17 protein-coding genes and 2 pseudogenes are annotated in these 18048 nt (G+C 38.0%); 12 read left to right on the plus strand and 7 right to left on the minus strand.

All coding sequences use genetic code 11. From position 1 onward, the window contains the following. Window positions 1-110 precede the first annotated feature (110 nt). On the minus strand, window positions 111-365 hold the full coding sequence (locus tag ACM03V_RS31195; protein WP_414624692.1) for a hypothetical protein: 255 nt from the start codon (window positions 363-365) through the stop codon (window positions 111-113). A 622-nt stretch (window positions 366-987) separates the two neighbouring features. Continuing rightward, entirely contained in the window at window positions 988-2541 is a 1554-nt protein-coding gene (xisF, locus tag ACM03V_RS31200) for a fdxN element excision recombinase XisF (protein ID WP_414624693.1), read from the minus strand. Between the two features lie 46 nt (window positions 2542-2587). Between xisF and ACM03V_RS31205 the strand changes: the two are divergent. The 10 genes and pseudogenes from ACM03V_RS31205 to ACM03V_RS31250 all read left to right on the plus strand — a co-directional run. Continuing rightward, window positions 2588-2863 (plus strand): annotated as a pseudogene (locus tag ACM03V_RS31205) (nitrogenase component 1); the annotation flags it as partial. 468 nt (window positions 2864-3331) lie between these two features. Beyond that, on the plus strand, window positions 3332-4732 hold the full coding sequence (gene nifE / locus ACM03V_RS31210; protein ID WP_414624694.1) for a nitrogenase iron-molybdenum cofactor biosynthesis protein NifE: 1401 nt from the start codon (window positions 3332-3334) through the stop codon (window positions 4730-4732). A gap of 161 nt (window positions 4733-4893) precedes the next feature. Beyond that, on the plus strand, window positions 4894-6198 hold the full coding sequence (gene nifN / locus ACM03V_RS31215; protein WP_414624695.1) for a nitrogenase iron-molybdenum cofactor biosynthesis protein NifN: 1305 nt from the start codon (window positions 4894-4896) through the stop codon (window positions 6196-6198). A gap of 142 nt (window positions 6199-6340) precedes the next feature. After that, a complete protein-coding gene (gene nifX / locus ACM03V_RS31220) occupies window positions 6341-6754 on the plus strand; it encodes a nitrogen fixation protein NifX (RefSeq protein ID WP_414624696.1) in 414 nt (137 codons plus the stop codon). Continuing rightward, window positions 6751-7227 (plus strand): NifX-associated nitrogen fixation protein, encoded by a 477-nt coding sequence (locus ACM03V_RS31225; protein WP_414624697.1) that lies wholly within the window; start codon window positions 6751-6753, stop codon window positions 7225-7227. The genes nifX and ACM03V_RS31225 overlap by 4 nt, the downstream gene beginning before the upstream one ends. A 164-nt stretch (window positions 7228-7391) precedes the next feature. Further along, a complete protein-coding gene (locus tag ACM03V_RS31230; RefSeq protein ID WP_414624698.1) occupies window positions 7392-7604 on the plus strand; it encodes a CCE_0567 family metalloprotein in 213 nt (70 codons plus the stop codon). Between the two features lie 6 nt (window positions 7605-7610). Then, window positions 7611-7928 carry a nitrogenase-stabilizing/protective protein NifW gene (gene nifW, locus ACM03V_RS31235; RefSeq protein ID WP_414624699.1) on the plus strand — a complete coding sequence of 106 codons (318 nt, stop codon included), beginning with the start codon at window positions 7611-7613 and terminating at the stop codon, window positions 7926-7928. 12 nt (window positions 7929-7940) lie between these two features. Beyond that, the gene (locus ACM03V_RS31240; RefSeq protein ID WP_414624700.1) at window positions 7941-8741 is read left to right on the plus strand and encodes a HesA/MoeB/ThiF family protein; all 801 of its coding nucleotides are present in this window, start codon (window positions 7941-7943) and stop codon (window positions 8739-8741) included. A 178-nt stretch (window positions 8742-8919) separates the two neighbouring features. Further along, window positions 8920-9294 (plus strand): HesB/IscA family protein, encoded by a 375-nt coding sequence (locus ACM03V_RS31245; RefSeq protein ID WP_414624701.1) that lies wholly within the window; start codon window positions 8920-8922, stop codon window positions 9292-9294. A gap of 206 nt (window positions 9295-9500) precedes the next feature. Further along, window positions 9501-9800, plus strand: coding sequence for a 2Fe-2S iron-sulfur cluster-binding protein (locus ACM03V_RS31250; protein ID WP_414624702.1), 300 nt, complete (start codon window positions 9501-9503; stop codon window positions 9798-9800). A gap of 276 nt (window positions 9801-10076) precedes the next feature. Here the strand turns inward: ACM03V_RS31250 and ACM03V_RS31255 are convergent, their stop codons facing one another. Continuing rightward, on the minus strand, window positions 10077-10286 hold the full coding sequence (locus tag ACM03V_RS31255; RefSeq protein ID WP_414624703.1) for a TOBE domain-containing protein: 210 nt from the start codon (window positions 10284-10286) through the stop codon (window positions 10077-10079). 135 nt (window positions 10287-10421) lie between these two features. Between ACM03V_RS31255 and ACM03V_RS31260 the strand changes: the two genes are divergently transcribed. After that, window positions 10422-11060 (plus strand): class I SAM-dependent methyltransferase, encoded by a 639-nt coding sequence (locus tag ACM03V_RS31260; protein WP_414624704.1) that lies wholly within the window; start codon window positions 10422-10424, stop codon window positions 11058-11060. Window positions 11061-12099: 1039 nt separating this feature from the next. After that, window positions 12100-12474 (plus strand): hypothetical protein, encoded by a 375-nt coding sequence (locus ACM03V_RS31265; RefSeq protein WP_414624705.1) that lies wholly within the window; start codon window positions 12100-12102, stop codon window positions 12472-12474. Window positions 12475-12496: 22 nt separating this feature from the next. On the opposite strand, the gene ACM03V_RS31270 is transcribed toward ACM03V_RS31265, so the two are convergent. From ACM03V_RS31270 to ACM03V_RS31285, 4 genes and pseudogenes are all read right to left on the minus strand, one after another. Beyond that, window positions 12497-12976, minus strand: coding sequence for a hydrogenase maturation protease (locus ACM03V_RS31270; protein WP_414624706.1), 480 nt, complete (start codon window positions 12974-12976; stop codon window positions 12497-12499). A gap of 477 nt (window positions 12977-13453) precedes the next feature. After that, window positions 13454-15089: pseudogene (locus ACM03V_RS31275) on the minus strand (glycosyltransferase). 763 nt (window positions 15090-15852) lie between these two features. Continuing rightward, window positions 15853-16278 (minus strand): hypothetical protein, encoded by a 426-nt coding sequence (locus ACM03V_RS31280; RefSeq protein ID WP_414624707.1) that lies wholly within the window; start codon window positions 16276-16278, stop codon window positions 15853-15855. A 143-nt stretch (window positions 16279-16421) separates the two neighbouring features. Continuing rightward, on the minus strand, window positions 16422-18017 hold the full coding sequence (locus ACM03V_RS31285; protein ID WP_414624708.1) for a nickel-dependent hydrogenase large subunit: 1596 nt from the start codon (window positions 18015-18017) through the stop codon (window positions 16422-16424). Window positions 18018-18048 lie beyond the last annotated feature (31 nt).

Below are 18048 nucleotides of genomic sequence, written 5' to 3' on the forward strand. Positions count from 1 at the left end.
TTGAAAGACTCCTGTTGATAATTAATTGTTTGTTGATTGGTTATAGATTTTGAAAGAATTGACTTATGCAGTTGTTTTAGGTAATGCTTTTTATCAATTCTTCCTATTTCTTAATAGCTTGCTGGTAAAGATTCTTGGTTAGAACATGGTAATTCCTGCTGAGGATAGCATTGAGGAGCTTTTCCTCTAACTTCTGGTACTAACAGTAAATCTGGTTCAATTACAACAGCCAATTTTTGCTTGGTAACAGGTACTGGATTTATGTAAACCGGAGAATCGATGGTGATGGGAATATTTAATTTAATCGGAATGGTGAATTCACATTCACAGTAGTTTTGGTTGGTATGATTTTGAGCGTAAGACATTTGAAAGTACTCCTGTTGATAATTAATTGTTTGTTGATTGGTTATAGATTTTGAAAGAATTGACTTATGCAGTTGTTTTAGGTAATGCTTTTTATCAATTCTTTCTGTTATGTAGTAGAAAACAAGGAAATCAACTTATGCAGTAAGCGAATATCCTGAGTGTAGAATCTAAATTTACTTTAAGTACTCGCTTTTTGAGTTGATTGCTTGTCGCAACGGTTATAATCTTTACCCTGATTTTGTTTACTAATGAATTCATCAACTCTCTGCAATCGGATTACGAAAAGCTTTTGGTACACAAAGGGGTAATATTTTCCTAAACAATATCAGGACTTACGCAAAGCCCCCCAATTCATGGGGGGGTTGGGGGGATCTAAAATGTCTGGAATACTATATTTTCCGTTATTGCTGCGTAAGTCCTAAACAATATATTAGACATCTCCGGAAATGAAAAATACCCCTCTCCAAACCTCTCCCCCACGCTTGAGAGAGGCTTAAAAAACCCCCATTCCCTCATAGGGAAGGGGGGTAGGGGGGCTCGCGGTTTGCGTGTAATTTGAAACCATAGAAATGTTTTCCGGAGATGTCTATTTTACGTTCAGGTAAGTTTTTTATAATCAAACTAAGACGAAAGATGCATTAATTCAACTTTCGTAACCCGATTACCATCTACTGCTATTTTCTGAATACATCCTTGCAATAAAGCTTTTTTATCCTCTAAGAGCAATCCTTGCCAAAATTCTGGATTGGAAAATGCTCGAATAATTCGCTCTTTAGCAATCAGATACTGCACGGAATCATTGCTTTGTGTAGCTAAAAGATTGGCTATCTGCATCCTCATATCTTCTTTGGCTTTTTCAATGGCTGGGTTTGATGGTAGTGCTTCGAGAGTATTTAAAGATGCTCTAAGGGTTTTCACGGATGCTGGTTCTGATATTACTTTCGTTTCTTGCTCAACCAATCCCGCTAACCGTTCGGCTTCTTTAACTAAATGTTCGATGACTTCTTTTTCTAAGCTATCGGAAGAAATCATCTGTTTGTTATCACAAGCACCCGTGCGATAAAAACTACATTGATAATGGTGTCTGATAAAATTTTTTTTCTTAACCAATTTTTTGCACTGACGACTGTAAGCTGCACCGCAACGCTGGCATTTCACTAAGTTTGCGAACGGATTCGTATATTTTTGTTCGCTAGCCCATCGGTTATTGCGATTTGAGCGAATTATCGTTTTAATGCGTTCGTGTTCTTCATGAGTAATAATTGCTTCATCCTCATGTGTTCCCCATGTAACTTCCCATTCATCGAAGGGTTTGCGATGTCCTTTGGAGCTAACAACAGTATTATATAGCGTTCCTCCTGCATAGATAGGATTAACAAGAATTGAACGCAAACCAGAAACCGACCATTTTAAACTTGTGTGGGGATAGCGCAGATTTAAGCCGCTTCCACGGGATTTATTGATATTTTTCAAAATAATTTCATCTTCTTCCCCTAAAACGTTAATTTTCTCGTTGCGGGATTTGGGAACAGCATTTGCTTGAATCCCAAAAATCTCGTGTAGTTTTTTCACAGTTTGGGATACCGTACCTACTGCAAAAAACGTGTCAAATACCATTCTCATTAATTGCGATCGCGATAGTTCAACTTCTCCTTCAATAATACAAACACAGGGGCTATCATCTCTTTTATATTTATCATTTTCAACCTCATATCCTAGTGGAGAATTCCAGTGAGCTTTTTTATTTGCTTTGCGAGTATCTCGTTCTTTTTTGACTCGCATTCCTAACATTTTGACTTCATATTTACTCGCTGCCAATCTGACATCAATTGTCAATTCTCCACCAATACTTGAAATATCAAAAGGCTCATCAATTGCAGTCGGCTCAATACCTTTTTTTTTCAAAGCATCCATTAACCGATAAAAAGTCATGGATGATGAAGTTAAACGATCAATTCTAATAAATAATAACTTTGAAACTTTGCCTTTTCCTAATGCATTAATATCTTCAATTAACCGTAAAAGTCCTTTGCGCTTGTCGCTAGTACGACTTTCAACGTCATAATATAACTTCGTCGCTCCCGCACTCCGCAAACGGCGCATTTGTTTAATCAAAGCTCCTTCATCGTCTGCTTGCTCATCCGTGCTAACGCGAGCATATCCCCAAACGTCCATACAGCAAACCTTACAGCAATATTTGTTCTTATCTTATATTTTACCCGATAGTAAGCATATTAGTTCTTTACTGTTCACCGAGCCTGTAGACTTCATGATCGGTAACTCCTACGGTAAGTACTTGGAGCGCGATACCAAGACTCCTTTAATCAGAGTTGGTTATCCTATCATGGATCGTCACAATCTACACCGCTACTCTACTATTGGTTATGAAGGTACAATCAACCTAATTACCTGGGTTGTAAACGCTATCTTTGAAGAAATTGATCGCAGCACCAATATTCCTTCCAAGACAGATATTTCCTTCGACTTAATTCGTTAGAAATTGAGTTAACCAGCGAATATCGCTGGTATTTTGAAAAATAGGAAATGGTAATTAAGGATGAGGTATAAAGGCTCAAGTATGAAGTAGTATTTTCATCCTTCATCCTTTATACTTCTGACTTCCTTTTTTACCTTTTTCTTTTTTTAAGGGGCATTAAGCATTAAGCATTAAGCATTAAGCATTGGGTATTGCTAATTGCTAATTGCTAATTGGGAATAGAAATAAACAAATAAAGCTATTAAATAATGTTAGTAATATCAACCATTTAGATCGCGCATTAATTTGTATTTTACTAGCGGACAAGATGCCCGCACTACAATTAGTTCACAAAATTTGAATCTACAAATTAAAATATTTTTAGCTCGTAACCTGTTTCCAATGCCCCATGCCCAAATACCAATTACCAATTACCAATTACCAATTACCAATTACCAATTAATCATACTTTACTATTAGGCTTAAAAAATGAAAATGACTCAAAGTAAAATCAACGAACTACTAACCGAACCAGGGTGCGAACACAATAACCAAAAAAATGGAGAGAAGAAAAATAAAGCTTGTAAGCAACAAGCGCAACCCGGAGCAGCCCAAGGGGGTTGTTCTTTTGATGGAGCAATGATTGCTTTAGTTCCGATTACCGATGCTGCTCATTTGGTACACGGACCTATAGCTTGCGCTGGTAATTCTTGGGGTAGTCGCGGTAGCCTTTCCTCTGGTCCCATGCTTTACAAAACAGGCTTTACTACCGATTTAAACGAAAATGATGTCATCTTCGGTAGCGAGAAAAAGCTCTACAAAGCTATTCAACACGTACAACAAAATCATAACCCCGCAGCCATATTTGTTTACTCCACCTGTGTAACAGCATTAACAGGCGAAGATATAGATGCAGTTTGCAAAGCTGCCGCCAAGAAAGTTGGTATTCCTATTATTCCCGTCAACGCACCAGGTTTTATTGGTAGTAAAAATCTGGGAAATCGTCTGGCTGGAGAAACTTTATTAGAGTATGTTGTCGGTACTTCTGAACCGGAACACACCACACCATACGATATTAATCTAATTGGTGAATATAATATCGCTGGCGAAATGTGGAATGTTACGCCAATTTTAGAAAAATTAGGCGTTCGCGTTTTAAGTAAAATTACAGGTGATGCTCGTTACAAAGAGGTTAGTTATGCCCATCGTGCCAAGCTGAACGTAATGATTTGCTCCAAAGCCATGATTAATATGGCGCGGAAAATGGAGGAGCGTTACGGCATTCCTTATATAGAAGAATCTTTTTACGGCGTAGCTGATATGAACCGCTTTTTAAGAACTGTAGCAAGTAAGTTAGGAGATGCCGATTTACAGGAGCGGACTGAAAAATTAATTGCAGAAGAAACTGCAAAGTTAGATGAAAAATTAGCTCCCTATCGTGCCCGGTTGAAAGGCAAGCGCGTTGTACTTTATACCGGAGGCGTGAAAAGCTGGTCGATTATTTCGGCTGCTAAAGATTTGGGAATGGAAGTTGTTGCTACTAGTACAAAGAAAAGTACCGAAGAAGATAAAGCCAAAATTAAGGACTTGCTCGGTAAAGACGGCATTATGATGTCCAAAGGCAACCCCCAGGAATTGATCCGAGTAATTGGCGAAACCAAAGCAGATATGCTGATTGCAGGCGGTAGAAATCAATACACTGCTCTCAAAGCCAGAATTCCTTTCCTCGACATCAACCAAGAACGACATCACGCTTATGCAGGTTATGACGGCATGGTTAATATGGCGCGAGAATTAGATGAAGCTCTTTACAGTCCAGTTTGGCAGCAGATACGTCAACCCGCTCCTTGGGAAATCAGTGAGCAGTTGCCAGTAAACAGTAAACAGTAAACAGTTAGCAGTAATTAAACGGAGATTTGGGGCAGTGGGAGCGTCTCGCTCCCTATAAAAAAATACTTAGATAATTATTTTTACAAATTCCCTGTTCCCTACTCCCCATTCCCCAATTTAAAACCCAAAACTATTAACCTTTAACCTTTAACCTATAAATTATGGCTATTGTCGCGACTCAAAATAAACCAGTTATAGTAAATCCTCTTAAGCAAAGCCAAACCTTGGGTGCAACTTTAGCCTTTTTAGGATTGAAAGGTATGATACCTCTAGTCCACGGTTCACAAGGATGTACGGCTTTCGCTAAAGTTGTATTAGTACGGCATTTTCGAGAGAGTATTCCTCTTTCTACTACGGCGATGACGGAAGTCTCTACTATTTTGGGTGGAGAGGATAATGTCGAGCAAGCAATATTAACTTTAGTCGAAAAGGTACACCCTGAAATTATTGGGCTTTGTACTACGGGGCTGACGGAAACTAGAGGGGATGATATGGAAAAAATCCTCAGAGATTTCCGTAAAAGTCATCCTCATTTAGACGAGTTACCAATTTTGTTAGTCTCCTCGCCAGATTTTAAAGGAGCGCTGCAAGATGGATATGCTGCTGCCGTAGAAAGCATGGTTCGCGAACTTCCTCAAAAAGGTGAAATTAGACCGAATCAAGTTAATATCTTGATCGGTTCTGCTTTTACCCCAGGGGATTTACAGGAAGTCAAAGAAATCGTTAGTGCTTTTGGATTAATTCCTATTGTTGTACCCGATCTTTCGGCTTCATTAGATGGACATCTAGATGATTCGTATAGTCCGATCACGGGCGGTGGTACCACTTTGGCGCAACTGCGTAAAATGGGCAGTTCGGCTTTTACTATTGGGATCGGTGAAAGTATGCGAGGTGCGGCAGAAATTTTAGATAAACGCTTTGCAATTCCTTACGAATTATTTACAGAGCTAACTGGATTAGATGCTGTAGATAACTTTTTACAAGCCCTATCAGATGTTAGTGGTGTTAGCGTTCCAGAAAAATATCGTCGCCAACGTCGTCAATTACAAGACGCGATGCTCGATACTCACTTTTTCTTTGGTCGCAAGCGGGTATCCTTAGCATTAGAACCCGATTTGCTTTACACAACGGCTAATTTTATGCAATCAATGGGAGCAGAAATTCAAGCCGCAGTCACCACTACACGTTCTCCTTTATTGGAAAAACTCAAGATGGAAAAAGTGATTATTGGTGACTTAGAAGATTTTGAGCAAGTTGCCACGGGTTCTGATTTATTAATAGGTAACTCTAACGTCAAAACAGTTTCTCATAAGTTAAATATTCCTCTTTATCGCCAAGGTATTCCTATATTTGACCGTTTAGGTATAGGTCAATTTAATAAAGTTGGCTATCGGGGAACTATGCGAATTTTGTTTGACATTGGCAATATCTTTTTAGAGCAAGAGGAAATGAGTGTAAAACACTAATTATGGTTAGTGCTTAGTTGTTAGTTGTTAATGGTTATGAGTTAGGAATTAAGAGTTAAAAATTATTTGACCTTTAGCCTTTCACTTTTGAATTTTGACTTTTGACCTTTAACCTTTGACCTAATTTAAAGGAGTAATACGTATGAAAATTGCCTTTACGACGAACGATAACGTTCATATTAATGCTCATTTTGGTTCAGCAAAAGCGATTGATGTTTATGAAATCTCGGACGAAGGTTATCATTTTTTAGAAACTCTTTCCTTTGGTGGCGAACTGAAAGAAGATGGTAATGAAGATAAATTAGTACCGAAATTAAAAGCCTTAGAAGATTGCACCATCATTTATGTTACAGCAATCGGAGGTAGCGCTGCTGCTCGCTTAATTAAAAAGGGTGTAACTCCAGTTAAAGCGCGTTCCGAACAAGATGAAATCAAAGAACTGTTAGAAAGATTGGTGCAAACTCTCAAAGGAAGTCCCCCACCTTGGTTGCGTAAAGCTTTACAAAAACAAGACCGTAACTTTGAAGATGAATTAGAAGAGGATGCAACTGTATGAACCCAAATAATAGTGTGAACGGTACGGCGACTAGCGATGTCTTAAGTTCTGCTTTTATTAAGGCATTAGTGCAGCAAATTCGAGGCTTAGATACTTACGGAACTTATAAGAAGTGGTCGGATGATTTACTTCTTAAACCTTACATTGTTACCAAACAAGACAAACGCAAAATTTCTGTTGAGGATGAAGTAGATCCTAGAACAATATCGCGAATCAATGCTTTTTACCGCGCTATAGCAATTCGCATCGAACAGGAAACTGGTTTGCTATCGCAGGTTGTTGCCGATTTGAATCATGAAGGTTTCGGATGGGTATTAGTATTTTCCGGTCGTCTTTTGTTAGTTAAAAAGACTATGCGGGATGTCCATAGATTTGGTTTTAATTCTTTAGAAAAATTAGCAGAAGAAGGAGATATTTTAGTGCAGAAAGGCGTTGAATTAGCTCAGCGATTTCGCGAAGTAGGAGAACTATAAATAATTCTTAGGGAGTAGGGAGTAGGGAGTAGAGAGTAGGGAGTAGTAACTAGCGATTTGCGAGTTAGTTAGTCTTGTCTCTCCAAAGTCTCCTTGTCTCCCCATCACCCCATCCCCCTATCTCCCCATGCCCCATGCCCTATGCCCAACATTAGGAGATGTCTATGGCTCAAACCGAAGAAACAACAAATATTGAAGAGTTAAAAAAAAAGATCAAGCGTCTTAATAGTAAAGCAGGTCAAATGAAAATGGACTTGCACGATTTGGCGGAAGGTTTACCTACTGATTACGAAAACCTGATGGGAGTAGCTGAGGCTACTTACAAAATATATTGTGAATTAAACGAACTTAAACAACAATTGAAAACAATGGAGTAACTTATAATGGCTCAAAGCTTCTCAGAATTCAAGAAGTTAGTAGATGCAGAAGATTATTTCAAATTTTTTGAATTGGAATACGACCAACAAGTCGTACACGTTAATCGTCTGCATATCTTACAAAAGTTTTCTAAATTTATCGAAGAAATTGACAAGAATAATTCCGAACTTAAAGACTCAGAATTATTAGGTAAATATCGTGAAGCATTAGAGAATGCTTATCAGCTATTTATAGAGTCAACACCCCAAGAACAAAAACTTTTCAAAGTGTTTCACCAGAAGCCAAAAAATGTAGTCAAGCTGACAGAAATTGATTCGGATTAGGAGGTAAATATTGTGGTAAACCTAACACCTACCGAGTTGGAACGCTATAGTCGCCAGATGTCACTCCCTAATTTTGGTGAATTAGCGCAAAAGCGTTTAAAGTCAGCTACGGTTCTGGTTACGGGTGTGGGAGGATTAGGCGGTACGGCTGCACTTTACCTTGCGGTTGCAGGCGTAGGAAGACTAATCCTCGTTAGAGGAGGTGACTTGCGGCTTGATGATATGAATCGTCAAATTCTCATGACTCACGATTGGGTAGGAAATCCTAGAGTTATTAAAGCTAAGGAAACCCTACAAGCTATCAATCCTGACATTGAGATAGAAACAATTCACGATTACATCAATCCGGATAATGTAGACTCGTTAGTACAGCAAGCCGATATGGCTTTGGATTGCGCTCACAACTTTACAGAGCGTAACTTGTTAAATGAAGCTTGCGTTCGCTGGCGAAAGCCAATGGTAGAAGCCGCTATGGATTCAATGGAGGCTTATTTAACTACAATTATTCCTGGTGTAACTCCCTGCCTATCATGCCTATTTCCAGAGAAACCTGATTGGGATAGACGTGCATTTTCAGTGTTAGGTGTAGTTTCGGGTACTTTAGCTTGTCTAACAGCTCTAGAAGCTATCAAGTTAATTACCGGGTTTAGTCAGCCTCTATTATCGCAATTACTAACGATAGATTTTACCAGAATGGACTTTGCTAAACGTCGCTCTTATCGCGATCGCGAATGTCCGGTATGCGGTAATAGCGCTCCTTGGAGGTATTCCCACTCTCAACCTGTGGAAGCCACTGGTAACATCAAGTTTTAATTTTGGATTTTTTATCGGTTTTAAGCCTCCTTACGATCGTTAACTTGGTTGAGTGTTAATTTCAACTAAGTCAAAAACAGTTAATCCAAAATCCAAAATTCCAGCATCAATGCAGAAAGATTGATTTTTCATTCCTCAAGCAAAAGCAATCATCATCTACAAATACGGAGAAACAGCCATGACCATTAGTTTGACAGAAACAGCAGCACAACGTTTAAGCTCGTTTTTACAAAGTACCTCAACTTCGGAAAACGAAAAGCCTAAAGGTATCCGAGTCTCCGCTAAAGATGGTGGTTGTAACGGCTACGAATATGCAATGAACACTACCAGTAAGCCTGCTGCTGATGATTTGGTGGTTAAACAAGACGACATAACCATTTATGTTGATGCAAAAAGTGCGCCGTTATTGGAAGGGATGGTAATCGATTTTATCGAAGGCATGATGGAAAGCGGCTTTAAGTTTACTAATCCCAATGCAACCAGCACCTGCGGTTGTGGCAAGTCATTTGAAGCTGGTGACGGTACCCCTGGCGGTACACCTTGCAATCAATAAATTGTTAATTAGTGGTTAGTGGTTAGTGGTTAGTAGTTAATAGTTCGTGGCTCCCACGCATTAGTCAAATATCTAAGAGCTTATAACTTCTTCACAGTAAGCTGTTTTAGATCGGTTGCCCTTCATTAACTAACAACTTTTAACTAATAACTAACAACTAACAATTAACAACCAAAACTTATACGTAGTTTGAGGAGAACAGAAACATGGCTAGTTACGAAGTTAGATTGATCAACAAAAAGGAAGATTTAGACACCACAGTAGAAATTGACGAAGAAACCACCATTTTAGAAGGAGCAGAAGAAGCTGGTATTGAATTACCTTTCAGTTGCTCAAGTGGTTCTTGCTCAAGCTGTGTTGGTAAAGTAGTTGAAGGTGAAATCGATCAATCCGACCAAATCTTTTTGGATGACGAGCAAATGTCCAAAGGATTCGCTTTACTTTGCGTCACCTATCCCCGCTCTAACTGCACAATTAAAACTCATCAAGAACCTTACTTGGTATAAAGTTTTGATTTAACAATTACAAAATAGTTTAATTTTTAGTCATAGCTTTAATTAGCTATGGCTTTTTTATTTGGTAATTGGTAATTGGTAATTAAGAATTGGGCATTGGACATTGGTAATGTAGATTTTTCTACTCGATTCTAAAATATCACAACTTTGGAATCAGAAACTCAAAACTATAAAATCTCACTCAAAAAGAATTAAGAAATTAGTTTTACCCATTACCCATTACCCATTACCCATTACCCATTACCCATTACCCATTACCTAAATTAATTAATCAATACCAACCATAACGTCTGTTGCTTTAACTACAATATAAGCCTCTTTCCCTAAAGAAAGATGCATTTGGTCTGCGGATGATTTAGTAATAACTGAAACTACTTCTACTCCAGGTGCTATTTCTAAAGTTACCTCAGTGCTAACAACTCCAGGTATAATCTTTTTGACAGTTCCTTTTAAGTTATTGCGAGCGCTCACTTTCATGGTTTTATTTTTGTTTAGTAATTTTATACTTTATTATCTTATCAAAACAAGATTTTTCATATGATTTATTTCAACTTTTCTTCATGATTATTCAATCATTCTTTACTTTAATTTACGTGTATTAACTTTAACAAAATGTCAAAATCAAAGGATGATCAATCTATGAATGATGTTGCTCCTCGGAGTTGGTCGGATTATTACAAAGCTGTTGCGAATCGTCCACCCAGAGAAACTCTACTCACTGCTTTGACAAATTTTGAACGAGATACTCCTCAAGCTGAATCGAAAATAGCTGTTGATTTGGGCTGTGGAGAAGGGCGAGATACGGTGGAATTGCTGCGTCGGGGTTGGAATGTTATGGCTATTGACGGCGAACAAGAAGCTATTACCGAGTTGTTACAGCGTTCCGATATCAATACGGAGCTTTTACAAACTCATGTTGCTCAGTTTGAAAATATTCAGTTATCTTTTGCTGTTAATTTAATCAACGCTAGCTTTAGCCTTCCATTTTGCGAACCGAAAAGTTTTCCCGATTTATGGAGCAAAATCGTCTGTAGTTTAGCTCGCGGCGGTCGTTTCAGCGGTCATTTGTTTGGCGATCGCGATTCATGGGCAACTGATTCTACTATGAACCATCATACCTTATCGGATGTCAAATTATTTTTAAAACCTTTTGAAATCGAATTACTCAAGGAAGAAGATCATCTGGGCAAAACTGCTTTAGGCAAGGAAAAGCATTGGCATATTTTTCACATTGTCGCACGTAAAAAATAAATTGTAATTGTGACGAGGCAGCTTTGCTGTAGGCAAAAATTCAATCAGCAATTAAAGCCTTTATTCCACTTTCTACTCTTCTCTTACCGCTATAAATATTGCGAATAATTATCGTTAATTAGCTGACAAATTTATATGTTACAAAAAAATAGTATCGGTGGATTCTTTTTTTTTATTTGTTGTGTTTATTATAGGTCTAGCTCAAAACATAGATTCCCTAAGCGTGAGATATTGCTTTTTTTATAGCGGACACTATCTAAGTACAATTACTACTTCAATTTATGTTCGGAACAGATATTTACATTTGTTTTTCGATTGTCATCAATTTAGTATTGATATCAATTTAGGCAGCTACAGTAAAAATTGTTTGACTTGTTGGATAACTCTCAAAAATAATATCCTTAAGAGAATCCGACCTGAAGGGAGTGAGTAGTAGTAATTAATATTACCGCTAACAAAGCTCGCATCTGCCTTTGACAAACATTGGAAAACCCTTACAGAGGAATCTTTCCATCGACCAAACAATAGGATTATCCCCAAAATGCGATCGACGCAAGGGTTGTTTTTCCTATAATTTTTTACCCTTCATGACTGCAATCGTTTATTTATTACATCAATTTATTTGTGTATTTTACGCGATGAACAAAAAATAACTAATAATGCTTCTATCATCAACTATGTGGAAAATCTAACCATTTTTTACATAAAGGTAAGGATTAAGTTAAGCAAGTGAATTGAATGTTAAAAGGTTAAAGGATAGGTTATTTATCCGTAACTGAACATTTTTTTTAATCATATACTAACTCTATTGATTGTATGTGATTATAATAGTTGAGGGAGTATTCGATTATAGAAATATTGATTGTAAGTAAATATTCTTTGGCTAAATATGTATTTAGCTAATTTTTTGGTTTTTGATTATTGCTTGTATAGCAGTATTTTATGCCAAGAGAAAATATAGAATATTTGGCTACAGTTCAATATTCGATCTATGCTATTGTAATTTGAGTTTGAAAGAATCAATAAACACTCTAAACAAATGAACAATAAGTATTTCTTTCAGAATGATGATTTGGGGCCATTTCAACCTTCATCGGCAGATATTATATTGCGTCAGCAGTTGGAAAAATCTTTAAGTAAGTTCTTCTACGAAAACTGCGATCGCAAAATTCGCGATTTGTTATCTGTCTGTCGCTGGTATGTTAGTACCCATACCTCTGCAATGACTCTGGTGATTGAATGTCCGGATCAAGTTACCAACTGGCGGGTTTTACAAAAAATGGTAGCAATGGCATCATTACTAGACAATATTACTAGCAATGCCAAAATTCGCGTTTGTCCCCCCAGTAGCGAAGGAATGCCTTTTGAAATGAGGGTAGATGAATTATCTGTTTATCACCAAGACTCAGCTTGAAACAGTGCCATCACACGACCTGCTATTTCCCAATGATTACCTTAATTTGTTCAAACACGACATCGGCTGAATGCTTTACGGCATGACTCAACTCCCAACCAAAATCAAGATTTGCTGCTTCAATTAAATAGACAGTGACAAAAAGGGGAAAATCGTCTTGATATATTTTTTTTCCAGCAGCTATTGCATTATCCCAGCGAAAATCATGTAAGTTGTAACTGGGTTCTGATAGAGCTTCCAACTCTTTGCCTGGAACTTTAAATACAGCACCTGGTTCGGAATTAGTCGAACTCGCATCAATAATTATTAGGTGTTTGCTACCTCTTGCTTTGAACATGACTTCCATCCCTGCGGTTCCGCAGTCATAAACTTTCACATGGGGATGAGGATATGTGGCGAGATATTGCTGTAGGCGTTGAGCTATAATTACGCCTACGGCATCATCATTGCGGTTAAGGTTTCCGCAACCAATAATTGTGAGGTTTTTTTGGTCATTAATCATCTACAATTATTATTTTTGAATTCCATCGTTCTTATAGGTAAATTCTTTACCGCCAGAACGATCGACGAACATATAGACGTGGAGCGGGACAAAACAGGTTTACGCGCCTTATTGCCAGATTTACACAGAATTATATAAATAACCCTTAAGAAGCTAGATTTATCAGTTCAGCCATTTTGTTTGTTTTCCTATTCTACATACTTTTTGAACAATATTTTTTTATTTTGAAAGAAAAATAAAATAAAAATAATTTATTAACATTTCGATTAACATCTATAAAGATATTTTTTAGTATGCAGATTTACAAAAGTTGGGTATTAAAGAGAGTAGGGAACAGGGAATAGGGAATAGAGAATAGGGAATATTAAAAGGAGGCGTAGCACTGCTACCTCTCTACATTATTAGATATGAATTAACGTATTAACCAACGCTGGTGGTATGCTCTTCTAACAAAGCTTTAGCGCGGGGCTTGTAAAGTCAGTGGAATAATGACTCTACATAGCGCAACATATTTTCGCAGTTGTCTCCAGAAATATAATTGTACAAACTAAAGGTTTTTGCGAGAGATAGTAAGCGGTTGGAGTGAATCTTCCAGGTGTAGTTATCGTAAACTCGCTAGATACCTTTTTGGGAAAATTCATTCCAGTTAACTTTGTCTTGGATGATTTCTAAAAGTCCTCCAAAGCGAGTTGCGAAAATGGGAAGTCCGTTAATCATTGCTTCGAGTACTGTTAAACCGAAAGCTTCAAACAACGCTGGTTGAACAAAAATACCTTGGCGATCGCCGATTATCCTGCTTATTTCTCCGGAGTCGCTTTTTGTTAACCGCACTTCCAACCAGCGGATTTTACCTTGTAAATTGTACTTATCGATAATTTGATAAAGCTTTTCGATTTAGTTTACCGTTAGTGTAATTACCAACGATTAAATCTGGCTTACCTGCAAACTCTGCTAATAATTCTCTTTCCGAATCAGTAGCAAAAGATTCTAAATAAGGATAGATTTCAAAGCGAGAAATCCAATTTTGAGTAATTTCTGGTTGAGATTCGCGGAAAGGAACTCGTAAAATCCAGCAGTTTTTACTACCGTATATTTTTTCTAATCTTCGTTCGCAACTGGCATCTTCGCTATTTGGAATCAAACGTGTAAGTACAATTATTTTCTGTTCGATTTTACCAAGTACATCAAGTCCACCAAGTTTGGCATTTTCCTCGATTTGTTTTTCTAATTCCTTTACCCGATCGAGAACATAAACGACTTGTTGTCCAAACCATCCGTGGGGAGAAGTTACCAAAACCTTGAAAATCAACGGAATTCGGGACATGAATTTTTCTAAGATTTCATCGTCTGCCGAATCAATTAATTGCGAGAGTAATTCCAGAGTTTCCCGTGCCCTTGCAGCAGTATTTCCCCAACCAGGTTCAAATCCAAAACTGCGTAATTCAAAGCGAAAGTTTTCAAAGGATGTATGAGCCGGATATTTGTCTAAAAGGTCAATTACTCGTTTTACTTTTTCAGATAGCTGAGATTTATTGTTGATGCGTTCGTTAATTAATAGCTGTTGATTGTTATATTTGTGCAGCTTGAGAAAGTTGAACAAAGCTTCTTGGCAAGTACCGCAATTGCCATCAAACAATTTACTGGATAAATAGCGATTGAGATAATCAACTCCATTACCAATTTTGTTTGAGTCTCGGAGGCTCGGAGAGCAATCTAACAAAGGTTGAAAATCAATTTTTAATACATCGTCTTGAGAATAATTAGAATCAAGCAGTTTGTCTCGTAAATTGAGTAACTCTTGAATATCTATAGGTTCTAACGTTAGATCGTCCAACAGACGATAAGCTTCTTGAGTCGCGATTTTAGGACGAATGACTAAATAAACACTTTCGTTGTCTAAAATAATTTCTTGAGTTGAGTAAACTAACTTACCTAAATCCGAGTTGCTATATAAATCCTTATTATCTTCGTCGATATCGCAATATTTATAAAAAGCAATCAAAACGTCGTTACGAAGTAGATAACGCTTTTCGGATTGACGCAATAGACTAGTAAATTCACGCAAATTCTTTTTTTCGTGGCTATCTAGTACGTTTTGAATTAAATTAGACATCTTAATTTACGCTCCGTGGATAAATTGCTGAAATTGTTGGTTGAGATTGAGTAAGTAGATACAGCAAAGCTGGAGTTAATAGCTCATAAGTATTTAAACTTAAGCAGAAGCTATTAACAATAAGCATTTATAACATTTGCATTTATCTTCTTGGAAAGAAATATTTCTGTTTCAAGAAGCGCTAATTCTGTTAATTTTCCACTTAGCCTTCATAGCTTAAACTGTGTGGCTTAAGTAGATTTAAAGGGAACAGATTAAATGTGATGATTTCTTTATTGGTTGTAACTGACTTCAGTGTAAATAGTCAACGATTTTACAAAACTTTAAACATTTACTTATAGTAGTTCTACCAACAGCATTATAGATGAGAATAACCGTTTTGAGCCGATTGTGGACTCAAAATAAATCTACCTAAAATGCTTTGGGAGCAAGGTTTTCACTATATTAAATCTATAAATATACTAGTTTAGCTAATATATGTTATCGATTGATTAACATGAATTAAGCGATACATACAAGTGTAGAAAATAACTAATTTTATTTGAGAAATTTTTATTGATTAGTTAAAGATACGGATTTTACATAAAAAACCCGGTTTTTCGCCAAAACCGGGTTGATAATTTTTCAATTATTTAAGACTACTATTTTTTGATGGGTTTGTAGTTGGGACTTTAGTCCTAAATCCGAGCGAAGACAGCGCTTACTACGAACCGATTAGTACAGGTCAAAATTAATGGAACAGAGCTTTGGCTAGTACTATTACTTATGCCGACAATTTAACGTTATGTTCTTGAGCAATTTGAGAAAGCTTTTCAAACTGCTGCTCGGAAGCTTTGGTTATTAATTCTTCCGCTTGTTTTTCGTCATTTCCCTCAGCAGGAAACAAATGCTTAACGTAAAGTGAAACAAAATCAACCATTGCTGGTAAGCCAGATAAGGAATGGTTATCAGCTTGCTTTCCAGCAAATGTTGCTACCAATCCAGTTCTGATATCCTTTCTTGTCATATCCATAAATTGACCGACAAGTTCAGGAATATAGTCTTCTGTTGGTAATTCTCCTAATTTTGTTTCATTAGGAGTAAATTCGTATCCCGCTTCCCTTGCTTGTTGAGTAACGCACCACTGGGTAAATTCTTGAAGTGCTGCCTCGGGAAGATTGGCAAAATGTTCGTGTAATGCTTTGGGCATGGTTTATTTTTGTATGAATTGTATTTGTGTAGGGAATAAGAAAGAAAAACCTCTCTCCAAACCTCTCTCCGGAGCAGGAGAGAGGCTTTAATTGTTAAAATCTTGCCCCTTCCCTGCAAGGGAAAGGGGTTGGGGGTTAGGTATTATGCAGTCCGAAAACGCGCTAATTCTTCACCCGTTTTCGCGTCGTGAGCGTGTACGGTACATACCAAACAAGAATCGAACGAACGAGCTACATGACCTATTTCCACTGGATCTGTTGAGTCAAAAACAGGTGTACCTATCAAAGCTTCTTCGATGGGGCCGCGTTTTCCTTCACCGTCACGAGGGCCGATATTCCAAGTCGAAGGAGCCATAATTTGATAATTTTTAATCTTGCCACCTTCGATATCTATCCAGTGACACAAAGCTCCTCGCGATGCTTCGGTAGCACCCCAACCGCGTCCGTCTTGTTCTTTTGGCTTGATATACCAAGAATCATTTAAACGAAATTCTTTCAAACAACGCTCGGCTTGACGGTAAAGCTTAACAACTTCGTGGACTCTTGCTAGCTGACGTATATGGATACTAGCACCACCCATTTGCTTAAAAGCATCAAGGATAAATCCATCATAATGTTGCCAAGTTTCCCCGTGAGTACCACCTGCTACCAATTGACGCGCTAACGGGCCAGCTTCTAAGCGTCCGTAATCGATGTGAGTTACCGCAGTTCCCCAGGAATAGGCATTCTCAAAATCTTTCTTATTGTTTTGAGTAGGTCGAGTATTGCGATCGTAAGGGTGAACGTCCCCCGTACCTTCGTCATACCAGGAATGCGTGGTGTTTTCGCGGACGAAGCCGTGATTCATCGGAGTGTGAGTATCGCTGTAGCTGTCATACACCCCACTCTTCATAATCATAGCGGCATTTCGTCCTTCAACGGTGGGATTTTGGTATTTGACTTCATGAGGTAAATATCCCCAAGTAACGTATTTACCCAAACCCGCACCATATTTATGCAACCCGATATCCAAACCCATCCGCCAATAAAAACCCAAATCCGAATTAGCATGATTTGGACTTTCATCGAGCCAATTCATAAAATCTTCATAGGTTTGGATTTCTTCGTAACGTTCCAAAGAACAACCCAACCAAACTGGTTCGAGCCAATTAGTACGAAAATATTCCAGAATTGACCAAGCACGGGTTACGTCAGTTAAAGTCGGAGCGCACATCACCCCACCAGGCACCATATAACTGCTGTGGGGCCATTGTCCGCCAAACAAAGCGTAAATTTCCACGGGTTTGCTAGAAATGGTGATGCCAATTTCATAAGACTTACCCGTAAACGGTGCAAAACGGCGACAAGCTTCTTGATAGAAATGGCTGTGCCGATACTTTTTATTAGTTAGATCGATCGCAAAAAGTCCATAGAAATAGCGGGGAATACTCTGTATAGTCTCGACAATCTGACCGATGTTTCTCGCCAAAATAGCATTGCGCGGAACTTCAGTTTTCCATGCAGTATCTAAAGCCCAAGCTCCACTAGTCAAATGTGAAGCGCCGCAGATACCGCAAACACGGGGTGTCACGATTAACCCAGCCTGTGGATCTTTACCCCGCAAAATCACTTCAAATCCGCGAAATAATTCCGCGTGCGTCCAAGCGTTGACGACTTGTCCATCATCGATATCAACTCTTACATCTAAATCGCCTTCAACTCTTCCGAGAGGCGAAATGTCTAATGTTTCTACTGTCATAATTTTGTTGGTAGTTAGTAGTTAGTAGGGA

Source organism: Calothrix sp. CCY 0018, from assembly GCF_963920925.1.
GTDB lineage: Bacteria > Cyanobacteriota > Cyanobacteriia > Cyanobacteriales > Nostocaceae > Rivularia.

Bases quoted from the DNA above. Each gene is read 5' to 3' on its own strand.
- ACM03V_RS31195 (WP_414624692.1), bottom strand. From the start codon at position 365: ATGTCTTACGCTCAAAATCATACCAACCAAAACTACTGTGAATGTGAA.
- xisF (WP_414624693.1), bottom strand. From the start codon at position 2,541: ATGGACGTTTGGGGATATGCTCGCGTTAGCACGGATGAGCAAGCAGAC.
- nifE (WP_414624694.1), top strand. From the start codon at position 3,332: ATGAAAATGACTCAAAGTAAAATCAACGAACTACTAACCGAACCAGGG.
- nifN (WP_414624695.1), top strand. From the start codon at position 4,894: ATGGCTATTGTCGCGACTCAAAATAAACCAGTTATAGTAAATCCTCTT.
- nifX (WP_414624696.1), top strand. From the start codon at position 6,341: ATGAAAATTGCCTTTACGACGAACGATAACGTTCATATTAATGCTCAT.
- ACM03V_RS31225 (WP_414624697.1), top strand. From the start codon at position 6,751: ATGAACCCAAATAATAGTGTGAACGGTACGGCGACTAGCGATGTCTTA.
- ACM03V_RS31230 (WP_414624698.1), top strand. From the start codon at position 7,392: ATGGCTCAAACCGAAGAAACAACAAATATTGAAGAGTTAAAAAAAAAG.
- nifW (WP_414624699.1), top strand. From the start codon at position 7,611: ATGGCTCAAAGCTTCTCAGAATTCAAGAAGTTAGTAGATGCAGAAGAT.
- ACM03V_RS31245 (WP_414624701.1), top strand. From the start codon at position 8,920: ATGACCATTAGTTTGACAGAAACAGCAGCACAACGTTTAAGCTCGTTT.
- ACM03V_RS31250 (WP_414624702.1), top strand. From the start codon at position 9,501: ATGGCTAGTTACGAAGTTAGATTGATCAACAAAAAGGAAGATTTAGAC.
- ACM03V_RS31255 (WP_414624703.1), bottom strand. From the start codon at position 10,286: ATGAAAGTGAGCGCTCGCAATAACTTAAAAGGAACTGTCAAAAAGATT.
- ACM03V_RS31260 (WP_414624704.1), top strand. From the start codon at position 10,422: ATGTCAAAATCAAAGGATGATCAATCTATGAATGATGTTGCTCCTCGG.
- ACM03V_RS31265 (WP_414624705.1), top strand. From the start codon at position 12,100: ATGAACAATAAGTATTTCTTTCAGAATGATGATTTGGGGCCATTTCAA.
- ACM03V_RS31270 (WP_414624706.1), bottom strand. From the start codon at position 12,976: ATGATTAATGACCAAAAAAACCTCACAATTATTGGTTGCGGAAACCTT.
- ACM03V_RS31280 (WP_414624707.1), bottom strand. From the start codon at position 16,278: ATGCCCAAAGCATTACACGAACATTTTGCCAATCTTCCCGAGGCAGCA.
- ACM03V_RS31285 (WP_414624708.1), bottom strand. From the start codon at position 18,017: ATGACAGTAGAAACATTAGACATTTCGCCTCTCGGAAGAGTTGAAGGC.